A 17,198-nucleotide genomic window follows, 5' to 3' on the forward strand; every position below is an offset into this window, starting at 1 on the left:
ATGACTGCACGTATGGACAAACGCTTTGCTGATCTGCGCGCTGAAAACCGCCCGGCCTTGATCACCTATTTCATGGGTGGCGACCCGGATTTCGACACCTCGCTCGGCATCATGAAATCGCTGCCGGAAGCCGGCGCCGACGTGATCGAGCTCGGCATGCCGTTTTCCGATCCCATGGCTGATGGGCCGGCGATCCAGATGGCCGCCCAGCGTGCCTTAAAGGGCGGACAGACGTTGAAGACGACGCTGTCTCTTTCCCGCGAATTCCGCAGGGGCGACGACGACACCCCGATCGTCCTGATGGGCTACTACAACCCTATTTATATCTATGGGGTCGAAAAGTTTCTCGACGATGCGATCGAAGCCGGGATCGACGGTTTGATCGTTGTCGATCTACCGCCGGAGATGGATGACGAACTCTGCGTTCCCGCGCTTGCCCGGGGCATCAATTTCATTCGTCTCGCGACGCCCACGACCGACGATAAACGTCTGCCTGCGGTTCTCAAAAACACCTCCGGCTTCGTCTATTACGTCTCGATGAATGGTATTACCGGTTCGGCCCTGCCAGATCCCTCGACGATTTCGGGTGCGGTCGGTCGCATCAAGTCGCACACCGGTCTCCCGGTCTGCGTCGGTTTCGGCGTGAAGACGGCTGACCACGCCCGCGCAATCGGTGCCGTGGCCGATGGCGTCGTGGTGGGTTCCGCCATCGTCAATCAGATTGCCGGAAGCCTGACCAAGGACGGCCGGGCGACAAATGATACTGTTCCTTCTGTCACAACGCTGGTAAAGGGACTTTCAACGGGCGTGCGTGCATCGCGCCTTGCCGCTGCCGAATAACCCTACGGTCCAGCGCAGATAGTCAGGAGTATTAGACGTGAATTGGATCACCAACTACGTACGGCCTCGGATCAACTCCATGCTTGGCCGCCGCGAGACGCCGGAAAACCTTTGGATCAAATGCCCCGAAACGGGCGAGATGGTCTTTCACAAGGATCTGGAAGAAAACAAATGGGTTATTCCCGCTTCCGGTTTTCACATGAAGATGCCGGCCAAAGCCCGGCTTGAAGACCTGTTCGACGGCGGTGTTTTCGAAGCGTTGCCGCAGCCCAAGGTCGCGCAGGATCCGTTGAAGTTTCGCGATTCCAAGAAATATGCAGACCGCCTGCGCGACAGCCGTGTGAAGACCGAACAGGAAGACACGATTCTGGCTGGCGTCGGCAAGCTCAAGGGCCTGAAGATCGTTGCCATCGTGCACGAGTTCCAGTTCATGGGTGGTTCGCTTGGCATTGCTGCCGGTGAAGCCATCGTCAAGGCGTTTGAGCGGGCGATTTCCGAGCGGTGCCCTGTGGTCATGTTCCCGGCCTCTGGTGGCGCGCGCATGCAGGAAGGCATTCTGTCGTTGATGCAGCTGCCGCGCACCACGGTCGTGGTCAACATGCTCAAGGAAGCGGGCATGCCTTACATCGTCGTGCTCACCAACCCGACAACGGGTGGCGTGACTGCATCTTACGCAATGCTGGGCGACGTCCACATTGCCGAGCCCGGCGCTGAAATCTGCTTTGCCGGCAAGCGCGTGATCGAACAGACTATCCGTGAAAAACTGCCTGAAGGCTTCCAGACGTCGGAATATCTGCTGGATCACGGCATGGTCGATATGGTCGTGGATCGGCGCGAAATTGTCGATACGCTCGCCAGCCTGTTGAAGATCATGACGAAGGCGCCAGCCGATACGTCGAGCGAAGTCCTGCCTCTGGCAGCTTCGGCCTGACGCCAGTCGCTGGGCTCCGGAGGAGCCGATGACGGATATGACGACGCCCGCCCGGAGCGAGGCAGAGCGCATCATCGAGAGGCTTTTGGGGTTACATCCAAAGGGCTTCGATCTGTCGCTCGACAGGATCACCATTCTCCTGGAAAAGCTCGGCAATCCTCACAAGAGATTGCCGCCGGTGATCCATGTTGCCGGCACCAATGGCAAGGGCTCCGTGACTGCCTTCAGCCGCTCGCTTCTCGAAGCTGCAGGCCTTGCGGTTCACGTCCACACCTCTCCGCATCTGGTCAATTGGTACGAGCGTTATCGTCTCGGTCGTCGTGGTGAGAAAGGGCGTTACGTTGAGGACGCGGTTCTAGCAGACGCGCTGGAGCGTGTTGCCAGGGCCAATGACGGCCAGATGATCACCGTCTTTGAAATCCTGACGGCTGTGACTTTTGTCCTTTTTGCCGAACATCCTGCCGATGCCGCCATCATCGAAGTCGGACTGGGCGGCCGTTTCGATGCGACCAATGTGATCGCCAGCCCTGCCGTTACGGTGGTCATGCCGATCTCGCTGGATCATCAGGCCTATCTCGGTGACAGCGTCGAACTGATCGCAGCTGAAAAAGCCGGGATCATGAAAACGGGATCTCCCGTCGTCATCGGCCATCAGGAATATGATGCAGCGCTCGATGTGCTCGTCCAGACGGCGGAACGGCTGAAATGTCCAACCGCGGTCTATGGGCAGGATTATTCCGCCCATGAGGAGTTTGGGCGCATGGTCTATCAGGATGAATTCAGCCTGGTGGATGCGTCACTGCCGCGTCTTCCCGGCCGTCACCAGCTTTCAAATGCCGCAGCCGCCATCCGCGCCGTCAAGGCGGCGGGTTTCGAGGTATCGGACAAGATGATCGAAACGGCGATGGCTTCGGTTGAGTGGCCGGGGCGCCTGCAACGCATCAAGGCCGGGCACATCGTCGATCTTGCCCCTGCTGGCTCTGAAATATGGATCGACGGTGGTCATAACCCAGGTGCCGGTGAAGTCATTGCCGAGGCCATGGCCGGTTTTGAGGAGAAGCAGGCCCGCCCGCTGTTTCTCATCGCTGGCATGATCAACACCAAGGATCAGGTCGGCTATTTCAAGGCCTTCGCCGATATCGCCCAATACGTGTTTACGGTGCCGATCCATGGCACGGATGCCGCGATTGACCCGGTGGTGCTGGCCCATGCTGTCTTCGACGCCGGGCTGGTGGCAGCACCAACGTCATCGATCGAAGAAGCGTTGGAAGAATTGTCGAAGCGGCTTTTGCCCGGAAAACCTGCGCCACGCATATTGATCGGGGGTTCGCTGTATCTGGCGGGCAATGCACTGGCTTTGAACGGCACGGTGCCAAAGTAAATAGACGTAACGTATCAAAAGAGAAAGCCCCGGATCGCTCCGGGGCTTTTTGATATCCGTATCAGATCAGGCGGCGCTGGAAATCCAGGCGGACAGCGCGGTCTTCGGTGCTGCACCAACCTTGATGTCGGCGACTTCGCCACCCTTGAACATGGCCAGTGTCGGGATCGAGCGGACGCCGAACTGTGCTGCCAGTTCCGGGTTCTCATCGATGTTGAGCTTGACGACCTTGACCTTGCCTGCAAGCTCGGTGGCGATTTCCTCGAGGCTCGGCGCAATCATCTTGCACGGACCGCACCATTCAGCCCAGAAATCAACGACAACGGGTTCGGCAGAATCAAGAACTTCAGCCTGGAAATTGGACGTATCGACTTTCACGGTAGCCATGGAAGGCTCTCCTTTCGGTGTCTCTTGGTGATTAGAATGTGATGCTGATGGCAGGCATTTTCAATGTCCGGTATCTCACTTTGTCTCGATTGCAGCAAGGGCAGCTGATAGCGCATTGTCGCTCAGGGTCATAAACGAGGCGTTTTCGGTGTAGACCAGCGCGCAGGTGAAGGTCTTATCTGGGTAAAGCGGCTCTAGAATGCTTTTGTAGATCGCAAGCTGCGCCCTATGCGCGAGAGGTATGTCGACGTCCTTGACGGGCGGCACCCGGTTGGTCTTGTAATCAACCAGAATAACCCTGTCGTCTTCTACGGCCAGCCTGTCGATACGGCCAGACACGGCAAAGTCCTTATCCCTAAGGCGTAGGGTTCCCATGATCGAGATCTCCGCACGACTATTGGCAGAGAAGGCGGACTGGAGTGCGGGTTCCGACAGGACCGCCAGAGTCGAGCGAATGAGCTTCTCACGCTCGTTGTCGGGCCAGAAGCGAGCGGCGCGTTCCGCATAACGGCGTGCTGCTTCTTCGCGCTGGTCGCTCGGATATTCCGGCAAGGTTTGAAGCATGCGGTGCACGAGGCGTCCCCGTTGCAGGGCGAGACCGGATGACACGTCCTGTTTGGCAAACAGGGGAGATGTGACGAGCAAATCTTCCGAACCGTCATCGATGATGGTTCCGGCACCCGACGGGCTCAGCGGGCGCGGCAGGACGGGTGGCGGCGGCAGGGGTTGCATCAGCGATGGTGGTAGCACCTCCCGCACTGGAGCGGGCGGAGGCTCGGTCTTGGTAACGGCTTTGGCATCTCGCGGGGTCGAGTGCCACAAAAGGCCGTCCCATTCTTCGCCGCTTGCGGAAAATGCCTGCCGTTTGCAGCGGTTTTCGTCTGCTGCCAGCGAGCGCGCAATCATCGCATGCCAGCAGTCGGGGTTTTCGCGAGGGCCACGATAACCGCAGACGATCAGATGATCGGCGGCGCGTGTCATCGCCACATAAAGAAGGCGACGATATTCCTGCTCGGCTGAAAGCTTGAGGCGGTCCTCGTCTTTGGACACCAGCGCATTGTCGAAGCCCTTGCCGGGCAGCCAGATGGGTAACGGTTCCTTGTCGGTCTCGATAAAGCGCAATTTTGGCAGGTGGCTGTGAATGAACGCCTTTGAACCGCCATCCACCAGAAAGACGACGGGTGCTTCCAGACCCTTGGACGCGTGCACGGTCATGATGCGGACTTCGCCGCGCTCCTTGTCCTGCTCACGCTTGATTTCAGGCGCGTCGGTTTCCATCACGGAAATAAAGGATTGCAGGCCGGGAAGGCCGGTCTTTTCATGGTCGAGTGCAAACGACAGAAATTCGTCGAGGACGTCGCTGGCTTCGTTGCCGAGACGCCCGAGAAACTTGGCGCGGCCTTCATGCAAGGTCAGAACGGCGGCGAAGAAGTCATGGATCGTCTGCGTTTTCGACAGGATGAGAAAACGCGACAGCAGCGCCACGGAGGCTGCGAAATGACGGCCCTCTTCCAGAACCGAGATCGCCTTCAGATTTTGCCAGACACTTGTATCCGGCGGGCGCCTGGCGGCGACCTCAAAGATGTCGTCTTCGGAATGGTTGAAGAGCGGGCTCTTCAGCAGTGCCGACAGGGAAAGGTCGTCTTCCGGCAACAGCACGAAACGGCCCAGTGCCAAAAGATCCTGAATGGCAATATGGTCGGTCAGGCGCAGACGGTCAGCTCCTGCGACGGGAATATTCTTTCGCTGCTTCAACTCGCGTGTCAGTGCATTGACGAAGGCATGGCGTTTTCTGACGAGAACGAGGATATCACCGGCCTCGATAGTGCGCTCCACGCCTTTTTCGACCACGGTCTCCTTGCCGATCATCTCGGCAATGCGGGCAGCGATGCGGCGCGCAACGATGGCAGGCGGCGCACTTTCGCGCAGCGCATCGAAGGGGGCGGTCCAGTCTTCCTCGTTTTCCACCGGCTCGGCTGCAATCATGTCCCAGAGCTCGACCGTGCCGGCCTGTCCCTGCCGGTTGGAACGGTGCTCGACGGGTTCTTTCTCGGCGCTCAGACCTTCGGCATGTTCAGGCAGGGAAAAGACCTGATCGACGGCGGCGAGAACATCGTCCGTAGAACGAAATGAAAGGGGCAGGCGCACGGAATGGAATATTTGTTCTACCGCCGTGACGCGCCGCTGCGTTTCGCGGCTTTCCTGTGAAAAGCGCTCGGGCCGCGCGCCCTGAAACGAATAGATAGACTGTTTCTCGTCACCAACAGCAAACACCGTACGCTGGCCCATGCGCGCCGTCTCACCATGGAAGAAATCGGCAGCCAGCGACTGGATGATCGACCATTGCACCGGGCTGGTATCCTGCGCCTCATCGACCAGAATGTGATCGATACCCTGATCCAGCTTGTAATGAACCCAGGCACCCGCCGTGTCGCGGTTGAGCAGGGTGGCGGCACGTTCGATGAGATCCTCGAAATCCAGCTGGCTGCGCTGCTTCTTCAAATCCTCGAAATCACCGATCAGCCGTTCCGCCAGCGTCAGCGCATGTCTCGTCGCCTCCAGCATGCGGATGGTGCGGTAGCGATCCCGGCAGGCCACCACATGGGCACGCGCCGCTATCAGATCGTCCAGCAGATCAGGCGCTGATTTCTGCATAGCCTTGTTGATGACGTAAGCGTCGGATTTCGGTGCGCCTTGCGAGGTCAGAAGCGCTGCCTCGACGAACTCTACGCGTTTGAACACATCGGTTGCGCGGGCAGCTTCACGCAGCGCGTAGGCCACGTCGATCACCCGCGACCCGCCTATTTCGTCCGCCAAAGTAAGATAGGTGTCCATCGACAGGCCGGAAAGAGCTGGAAGAGGCCAGTAGGCGGCGGCTGCCGTTTCTTCCGTTTCCTCAGCGCCGATGCCTGCGAGTCCCCGAAGTGTGGCATCGATACCGCCGTTTTTGCGTGCCTGCTCGAGAAAACCGCTGATCGCATTGCGGTTGGAAACGATGGCGCCGAGCAGCGCTTCCAGCCCGGTTTCGTCGGCGATATCGAGCACATAGGCCAGCGCCTGCGCGAGCGGCTGATCCTCTTCCATGGACACGGCGGTCAGAAGGGTGCGCCGTGCTTCTGCCAGAAGCGTGCTGGCTGCACGGTCATCCAGCACTGAGAAATGCCCGGCGACATTGGCTTCCAGTGGAAACTGGTGCAGCAGCGCTTCGCAGAAGGCATGAATGGTCTGGATTTTCAGGCCACCCGGTGTTTCCAGCGCCTTTGCAAACAACCGCCGCGCCTCTTTCAGCTTGATGAGATCAGGCACGCGACCTTCGATGGCGGTGATGCGGTTGCTCAACTCCGCATTGGACAGCGTGGCCCAATCGGCGAGACGGTCGAAGACGCGGCTGGACATTTCCGATGCCGCTGCCTTGGTATAGGTCAAACACAAAATGGCGGACGGGCGGCAACCGGCCAGAAGTAGGCGAATGACCCGCTGCGTCAGAACATGGGTCTTACCGGAACCGGCATTGGCCGACACCCATGCGGAGCTGGTCGGGTCAGAGGCGCGCGTCTGTTGCACGCTGGTCCAGTCGATCCAGCTTTTCGGATCGTCCTTGCCGGGACCATGATCGATTGTTTCATTCAGCATCGCCATCTCCCGGTTCCGCCGTCGACCATTCTGAGACGCGGGCAAGGTGATCATACTCGCCGCCATAGGCCTGCTGTTCTTCAGGGATCAGCCGCGAAACGAAGCCGTTCTTGCCTTCGCGTAGCGAGATCACGAATTTCGCCAGCTGGTCAATCGAATCGCTTGCCAGTTCCACGGCTGACTTCGGAGTGATTTTGGCCGTTGCCTTGGCGTGTTCGTTGTTGATCGTATCGGTACCAAAGCGCTCGCTTGGCCGAAGGCGCACATAGATCAGATCCTCCGGAGTCGGCGAACCGACATCCCGGAAGGCACCGCGCATCAGGGCAGCGGCCTCCAGCGCCAATTGAGGGTCGAGCAGGGAACGTGCCTGTTTGACGGATGGCGACAGGCCGGTCTTGTAATCGATAATATCTGCCTTGCCGGAGGTCTTGATATCAATGCGGTCGGCAACGCCGGTCAGGCGGATGCCTGCTTCTGCGATTTCCTGCCCGGCGCGTGCCTCGATGTAGCTGCGTTTGATGAGCCCGCGACGGTCCTTTTCCCAAGCCAGAAACGCGCGCGCCACAGCCTCGAAGCGCGGACGCCAGACCACATCGATATGCGGCGGCAGGTTTTCGGCATCGAAACAGGCATGCAGCACACGAAACATTGCCTCTTCGGCAGCAGGCGTGCCGGCGACATGTTCCTCGCGGGAGTAGATTTCCATGATGCGGTGATAGAGGGTTCCACGGTCGGCGGCACCTGGGTCACGGTTGAACTCATCCAGCGGATCCAGTTTAAGAATGCGCCGCGCATAGATCGCATAGGGATCGCGCCGAAGCCTGCCGACTTCGCTGAAGGAATAGGATGTCGGCTGCAGGTCCGCCGGCGGTGTCGGGGAGGGGCGCTTGGCGGATGGCTGGCTCTCGCCCTCATCCAGCATGGTCGCCCAATGGCGGTAGACGGTGCCGCGGGCCTTCAACGTCTCGGCAAACTCTTCGCCGCCCAGCGCCAGAAGCCGTTGCAGCCAGCGGGAAGCCACGGCAGGCGTGGAGCCTTGCCGCAAAGCACGGCTGTAGAAAATCTGCCGTGTGCCATTCGCCATCTCGAAATCATGTGCCAGCTGACCGATGCGGCGCTCCGGCGGCTCTAGACCGATAGCGGTTTTCATGTTGCGCGAGAGGAAGGGATTGTTGGCCGTCTGGCCCGGCCATATGCCTTCGTTCAGGCCGCCAATGATGACGGTATCAACGCTTTGAAGACGGGCTTCCAGTGCACCGAAGATAAAGACGCGTGGATGGCGCATGGCGCGTGGCTTGATCGATTCACCGGCAATCAACGCCGTCATGATGTCGATCCATTGCGGCCCGTCGGCTTCCAGCACGCTGCCGCAGTCCATCAGCTCGGCCAGAAGACCGGACAGTTTCTCCCCCGCCTCATGGGACCAGAGAGTTGCCAGATCGCCCTTCTCATCGATGCAGATCGCTTCGATCACCCGGCCCGTTCGCTCGGCCCAGTCGGCCAGCGTCAGACGGGCCGTTAGCCGGCCACTGACAGGGTCTTTGCGCACGAAAGCAGCATCCAGCGGATCAATGGCTGTCCTGATGCGGCCTGCGAGATCGGCGGCGGCAAGGTCGGCACCCTCGGCCAGCGACTTGCGCCATTGCGGCGGGTGCCGGTCATCGATGTGGAGGGAGAGTTGCTGTTGCAGCAGGGTTTCGAGCGTGTCGAGCGTGGTTTCCATTCGCCCGCCGCGAAGCGCCAGAAGCTCGAGACCGACGACGGCCTCACCCACCGCCACCTCGCCAAGACCGAAGCGGGTCAAAGGATGTTTCAGCAGGGACATGACCGCAACCGGATCACCAGGACGTAAAATGGTCTCGAGTGCCAGCATCGCAAGGCCCGCCTGCGGCGTGGCAGAGAGCGGCGTACCGGCGGAATCGTCGGCCTCGATACCGAAGCGGGCAAGCTCGGTCGCGACGCGGCGCGCGAGACCACGGTCCGGCGTAATCAGTGCCGCTTGCGATTGACCACCGCCTATGCCGGGTTTTTCCAGCGCCAGGCGAAGGGCAATGGCGATCGAGGTTGCCTCCTCGCGCTCATTGGCTGCCTCGATGATGGAAGCCGATGCGAAGGCATCATCGAAAAAGGCATCGTTTTTTTCCGAGCGCCACTCGTTCCATTCGCTGGTGGCCTTGGCGGGTGCAAGGGCTGTGGAAAAGATCGCGGCGCGATTTTGCAGGTCGGTATCCAGCGCTCCGATCTCCACGACATCATTGCGCAACACGCCAAGCTTTTTGAGAAGAACGAACAGGCCATATTGCGAATGCGTGCGGCTGGACGGATCGTCGGGGCTTTCGTTGATGGTCTGCCACTGGTCCTCCGGCATCTCGACATCCAGACCGGGCAGAACGACAGTACCCTGCGGCAGGGATGCGACCGCTGCAATCAGGTCTGCGGCGGCCGGAATAGAGCCGGTGGAGCCGGCAACGATGATAGGGTCGTCCGAACCGATCTTTGTGAGTCGCTCCGCTTCTGCCCGTAAAATCGCATTCCGGTGCCGACCGGCCGAAGACTTGTTGAGTTCCTCCAGCCGTGCGGGCCAGAAGACGCTGGCAATCTTCAGGAAATCGGCGGTCAGCTGCCACCATTGGGCATGATCGGTGGTGTCGAGGTTGGAGAGCGCATCCCAGTCCCGATCTTCCGTGTCCATGGCGTCGATGACGTCGCTGAGCGAGCGCGCAAGCCAGATGGCATCCGCCGGGCTTGCAGGCGCAACCAGCGGCGAATCCGAATGGACAGCGCGGATGGCGTCCGGGAGGCTGTTGCGCCAGGCAAGGATGAGGCGGGCCAGCTCGACCAGCCGTGCGGTGCTGGAAATTGGCGGTGCGAGATCGATGGTGGCAGGCGTTTCGACGTCGAAGAAGCCGCTGTCGTCATCGGTTTCGCCAAGCGGTCGGATAATCGGCAGAATGGCGGATTTCCCACCCAGCAGATCCACGAATTCAGAGCGCAGCACGCGCGCGGAACGGCGGGTAGGGACGTAGATGGTGACCTTGGCCAGCGACAGCGGATCGGCGGGATCATAACGAAAGCTTGATGTCAGACTGCCATCGCACAGGCCCGCCGCCAGCGTTTTGAGAAACGGCGTTCCGGGAGCGATGGTTAGAATACGCTTGGCATGCGCCAATGGGTCATCTCACTTGTCGGTTGCTAAGGCTGCGATGGTTCGTTCCGCATCCTCTATAGCATCCGGCGTGCCGACGGTAATCCATTGTCCGGTCAGTGACAGACCAAAAAGCCGTTTCCGGGCGATGGCGTGGTCGAAATAGATGTTGAGATTGAAAGCATCGGCAGGTGCGTCGTTCAGCAGCCGCGAATCCATCGCGATGGCACCGGCATACACCACCGGGTAAGGCTCGCCGTCGTTGTATCGCGTCAGATGGCCATCATCGGCAAGGTTGAAGTCCTTCTTGCCGTTGTGACCGGTGGTCCGGTCCATATCGACGCAAAGCAGCGCCATGTCCATGATCTCTGGGTCGAAGGCATTCGCCAGCTTTTGCAGGTTGGTGGGTTCCCCGGGTGGCTCGCCGATCCAGAACAGGTCGGCATTCATGACGATGACGGGGCCGGGTTCCAGCAATTTCAAACCCTTGGCCAGTCCACCACCCGAATTCATCAGCTCGGCGCGCTCGTCCGAAATCAGAATATTGACGTCATCCCGCGATTGAAGATGGGCGACCATCTGATCCGGATGATGGTGGACATTGATGGCAATGGTTTCCACGCCTGCCGCAACAAGAAGATCAATGACGTAATCGATCATCGGGCGTCCGGCGATACCGACGAGAGGCTTGGGGATCGTATCGGTAATCGGGCGCATTCTCGTGCCGAGACCTGCCGCCAGCACCATGGCTTGTTTGATCGTCATGAAAAATTTCGCTGTTCGTGAATGTCGATTCGCGCATTCCTGAACCAGTCATTCAAGGGTGCGAGATCAGGATGTTCGAGTGCTGAGCGCAGGTAGGAAAAGGTGCGCGGCATGTGTTTCATGTAATGCGGCTTGCCATCGCGTTTCATCAACCGGACCCAGATGCCCACGAGCTTGCAATTGCGTTGTGCGGCCATGATGGCGAATGCCTTCAGGAAGGCTGCCTCATCGAAATCAGGGTTTTTACGCCTGATGTCGAGATAGTGTCCCATCAGCCGCGCTTGCAGGTCTGATGGTATCGTCACCCGCGCATCCTGAACGATGGAAGCCAGGTCATAGGCTGTCGGGCCGATCATCGCGTCCTGAAAATCGATGATCCCGACCTGGTTGATGCCGGCTTTTTGCGATTGCCAGATGATGTTGGGCGAGTGGAAATCCCGCAGGAGAAGACCGGTTTCCGCATCGCCAAGCTTCTCGATCAGCTGGTCCCAAACCGCAAAGAAACTTTGTTTTTCACAGCCACTGATGTCCTCGCCACGGATATGCGGAACATACCAGTCCAGCAGCAGCGAGGTTTCGATCTTCATCGCATCAGCGTCGAAAGACGGCACTTGATAGATCGTGCCATCGGGAAGAGCAATATCGGCGGGCAGAGCGGCCTCGTGCAGGGCCGCCAGACAGGCAACGCTTTCCAGATAACGCTCGGCAATCGGGTTGCCGTCGGCGTACAGAACGCCATCACGTCCAATATCTTCCAGAAGCAGAATGCCTTCGTCCAAATTCTGGGCGAGAATGGCGGGGACGGAAAACCCGTTCTGCGACAGGAAACTGTCAATGGCGACGAAGGGGCTCACGTCGCGCGCGAGGTGGACGATCTCGGCATAGGTCTTGCCGTCCTGGATCACCGGACCTCTGGGTGGTGGTTGCCAGTCCATCAGCAGGTATTGGCTATCATCGTCACTGATCAGCTCGTAGGTGCGATAGGCGGCGTCACCGCTGAAATAGTGCCTGACGGCGTTCTCTCTCCCGTTGCGCTTCAGAAAATTGCCAATGGCAAGCACGCGATCCAGCCTGGTTCTCAGCCGTTGAGGGGCGTCGATGGTTGCCATGCGTCCGTCACCGTGATGGGTCAGGCGCAGGGTGATGGTGCTGTCATCAGGCAGTTCGCTTGCGGCCAGTTCCGGCCATTCGATCAGGCACACACCATCGGACAGCATCTCATCGATGCCGAGTTCATCCATCTCAGACACATCGGAAAGGCGGTAGAGATCCAGATGGTGGACGGGAAAGCGCAAGCCATAGGTTTGCACGATGGTGAAGGTGGGGCTGGGAACCTCGTGATAAGGGTCGCCCGCAACCGCGCGGATCAAGGCGCGCGCCAGTGTGGATTTACCGGCACCGAGATCACCAATCAGGGCAATGCAATCGCCGGGTTTGACGGTGAGTGCCAGGGCTTGACCAAGCCGGATCATCTCGGCTTCATCGGCAAGGCCTATGGAAAGAGGCAAAACCGTCTCGTTCATTCGGCGGCGATGGAATGCGGATGCGAGCCGGATGGAATGCGGCAGCTAACGACCGTGCCTTCACCGGGGCGGCTGTCGATGGTGACATTGCCGTTGTGCAGGCTCACGAAGCTTTCGACGATCGACAGGCCAAGACCGGCACCGGTGCGGCGACCGCCATTGCCACGCGTCGAGAAGCGATCGAACACGGTTTTTAGCATGTCCTTGGGGATGCCCGGTCCACGGTCGGCAACGGAAAAGACGAAATCGCCTTCGCTGCGCTGGCAGGTCAGCGTGATGGCCGACCCCTCCGGCGCGAAATTGGCGGCATTGGTCAAAAGCTTGATGAGGATCTGCTTGAGACGCTGGTGGTCGGCAACGATGGCGCCGAGATGGGCGGGAGCCACGATTTCGAGCGAGACGCTGCTTTCCTGCAAACGGTCGGCAATCTTGGTGGAGACGTCGTCCAGCAGGTCGGTGAGATCGTTTTCGGTGTAGTTCAAATGCATGATGCCAGCATCGACCGTTGCCAGATCCAGGATGTCGTTGACAATCGTCAACAGAAGCGATGAGGACGTCGAGATATGGTCGAGATATTCGGCCTGTCGCGCGCTGAGCTCACCGATCCCCGGTGTTTTCAAGAGATCGGTAAAGCCGATGATGTTTGTCAGGGGCGAGCGCAGTTCATAGGACACGTGCTGAACGAAGTCGTTCTTCAACTCGTCGGCCTTGCGCAGGGCTTCGTTCTTTTCCTTGAGGGCACGTTCGGCACGCACGCTGTCGGTCATGTTGACAAAGGTCAGCATGGTCTGCGAATCCGGCAAAGGAATAATCGCATAGTCCAGCACGAGACCCGATAGCAGCTCCAGCGTGCCCTGCTTCGACAGGCGTTCGTCATCGAAGCTGGTGATGAACTGGCTAAACGCGCGCCAGCCATCCGGCTTGTCGTAGGATTGCGCGCAGACCTCTTCGATCGAGCGAATGTGTTTGCCCGCTTCCGCTTCGTCGGCCGTGATGCCCCACAATGCGCGGAAGGCAGGGTTCGACAGGCGCATGCGTCCATCGGCACCGAAAACGGCGACGCCTTCTGCCAGATGATCGATGGTTTCGCCCTGAACCTTGACCAGAGTGTTGTAGCGCATCTGCAGATCGACCTGTTCGGTCAGGTTTTCGAAGACCCATGTCGCGCCGCCCTGCGGATGCGCGGTCGCGATCACGCGCAGTGTCTGTCCGTTCGGCAGGTGCCACAGGTCTGTCTTGGTATCGAGCGAGCGGTAGACGGAAAGTGCCGTTTCCTTCCAGCTTTTCCAGCTCAGCTGTTCGGGTAGCTTGCCAGCGGAGCGCAGACGATCGAACAGTTCGGAATTGTCGGGCTTGGATTCCAGAAGAACCAGATCGAGGCCCCAAAGGGTGACGAAGGCCTGATTGTAAAATTGCAGGCGCTGCTGACCGTCAAAGATCGCCACCGGCGTTGCCAGATGATCCAGCGTCTCGGCGTGGCTCTTCAACGTGCGCTTCAGCTCTTCACGCACCGTCTCGGCTTCGGTGGCATCGATGGCCATGCCAGCGGAACCGCCCGGCGTCTTGAGATCGACCACATCGAAAAAGGTTCTGTTGCCGGAAACCACGGTGGAAATCCGGTCGTGGTAGGGCGATTCTGGGGTCGCGCTGGCACGGATTTTCTGGCGCGTGACCGTGTTCAGCAATTCGCATTGCTCGGTGACTGCCTGTTCAGGCGTGCGAGCATCCACACTCTGCGCATAGGCGTGGTTGACCCACGTCAGGGCACCATCGGAGTTGCGACGCCAGACCGGTTGCTCGATGCTGTCGAGCAGCTCCTGGAATGTCGAAATGGACGATACCAGGCCTTCGCGCTCGATCTTCAATTCGGCAAGCTCGGCACGCAGATTGTTGAGAGCCACGAAACGCGCAAACGCCTTGCCACCGGAGACCCGTCCCTGAACTTCGATGACTTCGCCGCGCTGCGTCTCGATGGTGAGATCGAAACTCTGCGCGTGGCTGCGCAGTTTCTCGATGGCCTTTTCGAGCGGGCCGGCAGAGGTCGGGCGAAGCCAGCGACCGAAGGCAAGAAAATCCTGATCGGCAAAGGGAACGCCGGTTTCAGGCGGCAGTTGCCCGATGAATTCAGGGCGTTCGCCAGCGCTTTCCCAGATGACGATACGACGGGATTTGTCAGCGATCAAAGCTTCATATTTGGAAATCTTGGAATTGGCTTCCGCAAGCGCCGTGCGGTACTCGCTGGTTTCAGCCTCGATGTTGCCCCGCTGGCGGACGAGCCAGACGATGGAAAACAGAGTTGCCGAGACGATGCCGATAAACAGCGAATAGGTGATGGTTTCCGATGAGGAGAACAAGCGTTCGCCGCCTTGCAGAACGGCGTTTTGCTGGGCGTGTGCCGCGACCGCAAAACCGCTCAATGCTGTTCCAGACATCAACGCCGTAAAAGCAACCGCCTTGGCACGGATACGCGCTGTTGCCCCTGTGACAGAGGTCAGCCAGCGTCTTCGCGCAGGTGCGTCGCCATTGTCTGGCGCGACATCATCATTGGCTCGCTTTTGCGAGACTGAATTTTCTACCGTCATCCCCGGTCTGTCTCCGTCCTATGTGCCGCATTCTCGACAAGACATCCCATTTCCGCGCGCCATGCCCGCGCACGAATCAAGTCTTGTCACAATACCGCCTTCGGAAACCCCCGGAAAGGGAGGGGCCAAAAAGAAATGGCGAGCTTTGTCAAGCCCGCCATAACCATATCTAGTGCATTAAATGTGGATATTAACCATAAAATCAATATCTGTAGTGCTCAGCCTTAAACGGACCCACCTTGGACACGCCAATATAATCTGCCTGAAGCTCAGAAAGTTCTGTCAACTTCACGCCCAGCTTCTCAAGATGCAGGCGTGCGACCTTCTCATCGAGGTGTTTCGGCAGAACGTAGACATCGTTCTTGTACTCGCCCTGCTTGGTAAACAGCTCGATCTGACCCAGCACCTGGTTGGTGAAGGAGGCGGACATTACGAAGGAAGGATGTCCCGTCGCGTTGCCGAGGTTGAGCAGACGACCTTCCGACAGAAGGATCATGCGGTTGCCCTTGGCAAACTCGATCATGTCGACCTGTGGCTTGATGTTCGTCCACTTCAGGTTCTTGAGAGCGGAAACCTGAATTTCGTTGTCGAAGTGGCCGATGTTGCCGACGATGGCCATATCCTTCATCTCGCGCATGTGCTCGATGCGGATGACGTCCTTGTTGCCGGTGGTGGTGATGAAGATGTCAGCGGACGCGACGACGTCTTCTAGAAGAACGACTTCAAAACCGTCCATGGCCGCCTGAAGGGCGCAGATCGGGTCGATTTCCGTGACCTTGACGCGGGCGCCGGCGCCCTGAAGTGAAGCAGCCGAACCCTTGCCGACATCGCCGTAACCGCACACGACGGCGACCTTGCCAGCCATCATCACGTCGGTGGCACGTCTGATACCGTCGACCAGCGATTCCTTGCAGCCATACTTGTTGTCGAACTTCGACTTGGTGACGCTGTCATTGACGTTGATGGCGGGGAAGGGAAGCAGGCCCTTCTTGCTGAGATCGTAGAGGCGATGAACGCCTGTTGTGGTTTCTTCGGTGACGCCCTTGATGGCATCGCGCTGCTTGGTGAACCAGCCTGGGGAAGCGGCAAGGCGCTTCTTGATCTGTGCGAGCAGGATTTCTTCTTCTTCGGAGTCAGGCTTGGACAGGATGTCTTCACCAGCTTCGGCACGTGCGCCGAGCAGGATGTACATGGTGGCATCGCCGCCATCATCGAGGATCATGTTGGAAAAGCCACCATCGGCCCACTGGAAAATCTTGTCGGTGTATTCCCAATATTCCGTCAGGCTTTCACCCTTGACGGCAAAAACGGGAATGCCGCTGGCGGCGATGGCTGCCGCTGCGTGGTCCTGTGTGGAGAAAATGTTGCAGGACGCCCAGCGAATTTCGGCGCCCAGTTCCTTCAGCGTCTCGATGAGAACGGCCGTCTGAATGGTCATGTGCAGCGAACCGGAGATCCGCGCGCCCTTCAATGGCTTAGTCTGACCAAACTCTTCACGGCAGGACATCAAGCCGGGCATTTCTGTTTCTGCGATGTCCAGTTCCTTGCGACCATAATCGGCAAGGTTGATGTCAGCTACGATATAATCTTTGTCGGCACTCATATGTGTCTCCTGCTCCAAGATGGCAGGGGCCAGCCGCTGCCTGAAAATTCAGGTTGCGGTGTAGCAGGCCAGGGGCAATCTGGCAATAACGATATAAAGAAGTCTTTATGTCTTTATATGACGTGGTTATCAGATTTCTTCACCGAAGCGGTCGGCGACCAGTGTTTCGAGCGCTGCGAGCGCCTCTTCCGCCTGATTTCCGCTGGCCTCGACCAGAACGGTGCAGCCAGGGCTTGCCGCCAGCATCATCAAGCCCATGATCGAAGTACCGCCAACGGTCATCCCATCCTTGGACACGGCAATGGACGCGTCGAAACCATCGACCATCTGTACGAATTTCGCGGAGGCGCGTGCGTGGAGGCCACGCTTGTTGACGATCAGCAATTCCCGCGAAAGAGACGACATCCA

At 58.8% G+C, this 17,198-nt stretch carries 11 protein-coding genes; 3 read left to right on the forward strand and 8 right to left on the reverse strand.

From position 1 onward, the window contains the following. Genes trpA through GGQ73_RS12090 form a run of 3 tightly spaced genes read left to right on the forward strand, consistent with a single transcriptional unit; the run spans position 1 to position 3,152 of the window. Positions 1-840, forward strand: a complete 840-nt coding sequence (gene trpA / locus GGQ73_RS12080; protein WP_174154412.1) for a tryptophan synthase subunit alpha — start codon at positions 1-3, stop codon at positions 838-840. Positions 841-877: 37 nt separating this feature from the next. Next, positions 878-1,771, forward strand: a complete 894-nt coding sequence (gene accD / locus GGQ73_RS12085; protein ID WP_183896527.1) for an acetyl-CoA carboxylase, carboxyltransferase subunit beta — start codon at positions 878-880, stop codon at positions 1,769-1,771. Between the two features lie 37 nt (positions 1,772-1,808). Beyond that, the gene (locus GGQ73_RS12090) at positions 1,809-3,152 is read left to right on the forward strand and encodes a bifunctional folylpolyglutamate synthase/dihydrofolate synthase (RefSeq protein WP_183896588.1); all 1,344 of its coding nucleotides are present in this window, start codon (positions 1,809-1,811) and stop codon (positions 3,150-3,152) included. Between the two features lie 66 nt (positions 3,153-3,218). Here GGQ73_RS12090 and trxA read toward each other — a convergent pair whose 3' ends face one another. The 8 genes from trxA to GGQ73_RS12130 all read right to left on the reverse strand — a co-directional run bounded on the left by trxA (position 3,219) and on the right by GGQ73_RS12130 (position 17,195). Further along, on the reverse strand, positions 3,219-3,539 hold the full coding sequence (gene trxA / locus GGQ73_RS12095; protein ID WP_174154414.1) for a thioredoxin: 321 nt from the start codon (positions 3,537-3,539) through the stop codon (positions 3,219-3,221). A 75-nt stretch (positions 3,540-3,614) separates the two neighbouring features. Continuing rightward, the gene (gene addA / locus GGQ73_RS12100; RefSeq protein WP_183896529.1) at positions 3,615-7,172 is read right to left on the reverse strand and encodes a double-strand break repair helicase AddA; all 3,558 of its coding nucleotides are present in this window, start codon (positions 7,170-7,172) and stop codon (positions 3,615-3,617) included. Then, positions 7,162-10,341, reverse strand: coding sequence for a double-strand break repair protein AddB (addB, locus tag GGQ73_RS12105; protein ID WP_183896531.1), 3,180 nt, complete (start codon positions 10,339-10,341; stop codon positions 7,162-7,164). Before addB ends, addA begins: the two co-directional genes overlap by 11 nt. A gap of 9 nt (positions 10,342-10,350) precedes the next feature. After that, on the reverse strand, positions 10,351-11,082 hold the full coding sequence (locus GGQ73_RS12110; protein ID WP_183896533.1) for a nucleotidyltransferase family protein: 732 nt from the start codon (positions 11,080-11,082) through the stop codon (positions 10,351-10,353). Then, on the reverse strand, positions 11,079-12,605 hold the full coding sequence (gene tsaE, locus GGQ73_RS12115; protein ID WP_183896539.1) for a tRNA (adenosine(37)-N6)-threonylcarbamoyltransferase complex ATPase subunit type 1 TsaE: 1,527 nt from the start codon (positions 12,603-12,605) through the stop codon (positions 11,079-11,081). Before tsaE ends, GGQ73_RS12110 begins: the two co-directional genes overlap by 4 nt. After that, positions 12,602-15,037 carry a sensor histidine kinase gene (locus GGQ73_RS12120; protein WP_234910956.1) on the reverse strand — a complete coding sequence of 812 codons (2,436 nt, stop codon included), beginning with the start codon at positions 15,035-15,037 and terminating at the stop codon, positions 12,602-12,604. Before GGQ73_RS12120 ends, tsaE begins: the two co-directional genes overlap by 4 nt. Positions 15,038-15,389: 352 nt before the next feature. Beyond that, complete coding sequence (gene ahcY, locus GGQ73_RS12125; protein ID WP_183896541.1) at positions 15,390-16,790, reverse strand: adenosylhomocysteinase; 1,401 nt, start codon at positions 16,788-16,790, stop codon at positions 15,390-15,392. A 129-nt stretch (positions 16,791-16,919) separates the two neighbouring features. After that, positions 16,920-17,195 (reverse strand): HPr family phosphocarrier protein, encoded by a 276-nt coding sequence (locus GGQ73_RS12130; protein WP_183896542.1) that lies wholly within the window; start codon positions 17,193-17,195, stop codon positions 16,920-16,922. Positions 17,196-17,198: the final 3 nt, after the last annotated feature.

The sequence above is a fragment of the Rhizobium skierniewicense genome (genome assembly GCF_014196515.1).
GTDB lineage: Bacteria > Pseudomonadota > Alphaproteobacteria > Rhizobiales > Rhizobiaceae > Agrobacterium > Agrobacterium skierniewicense.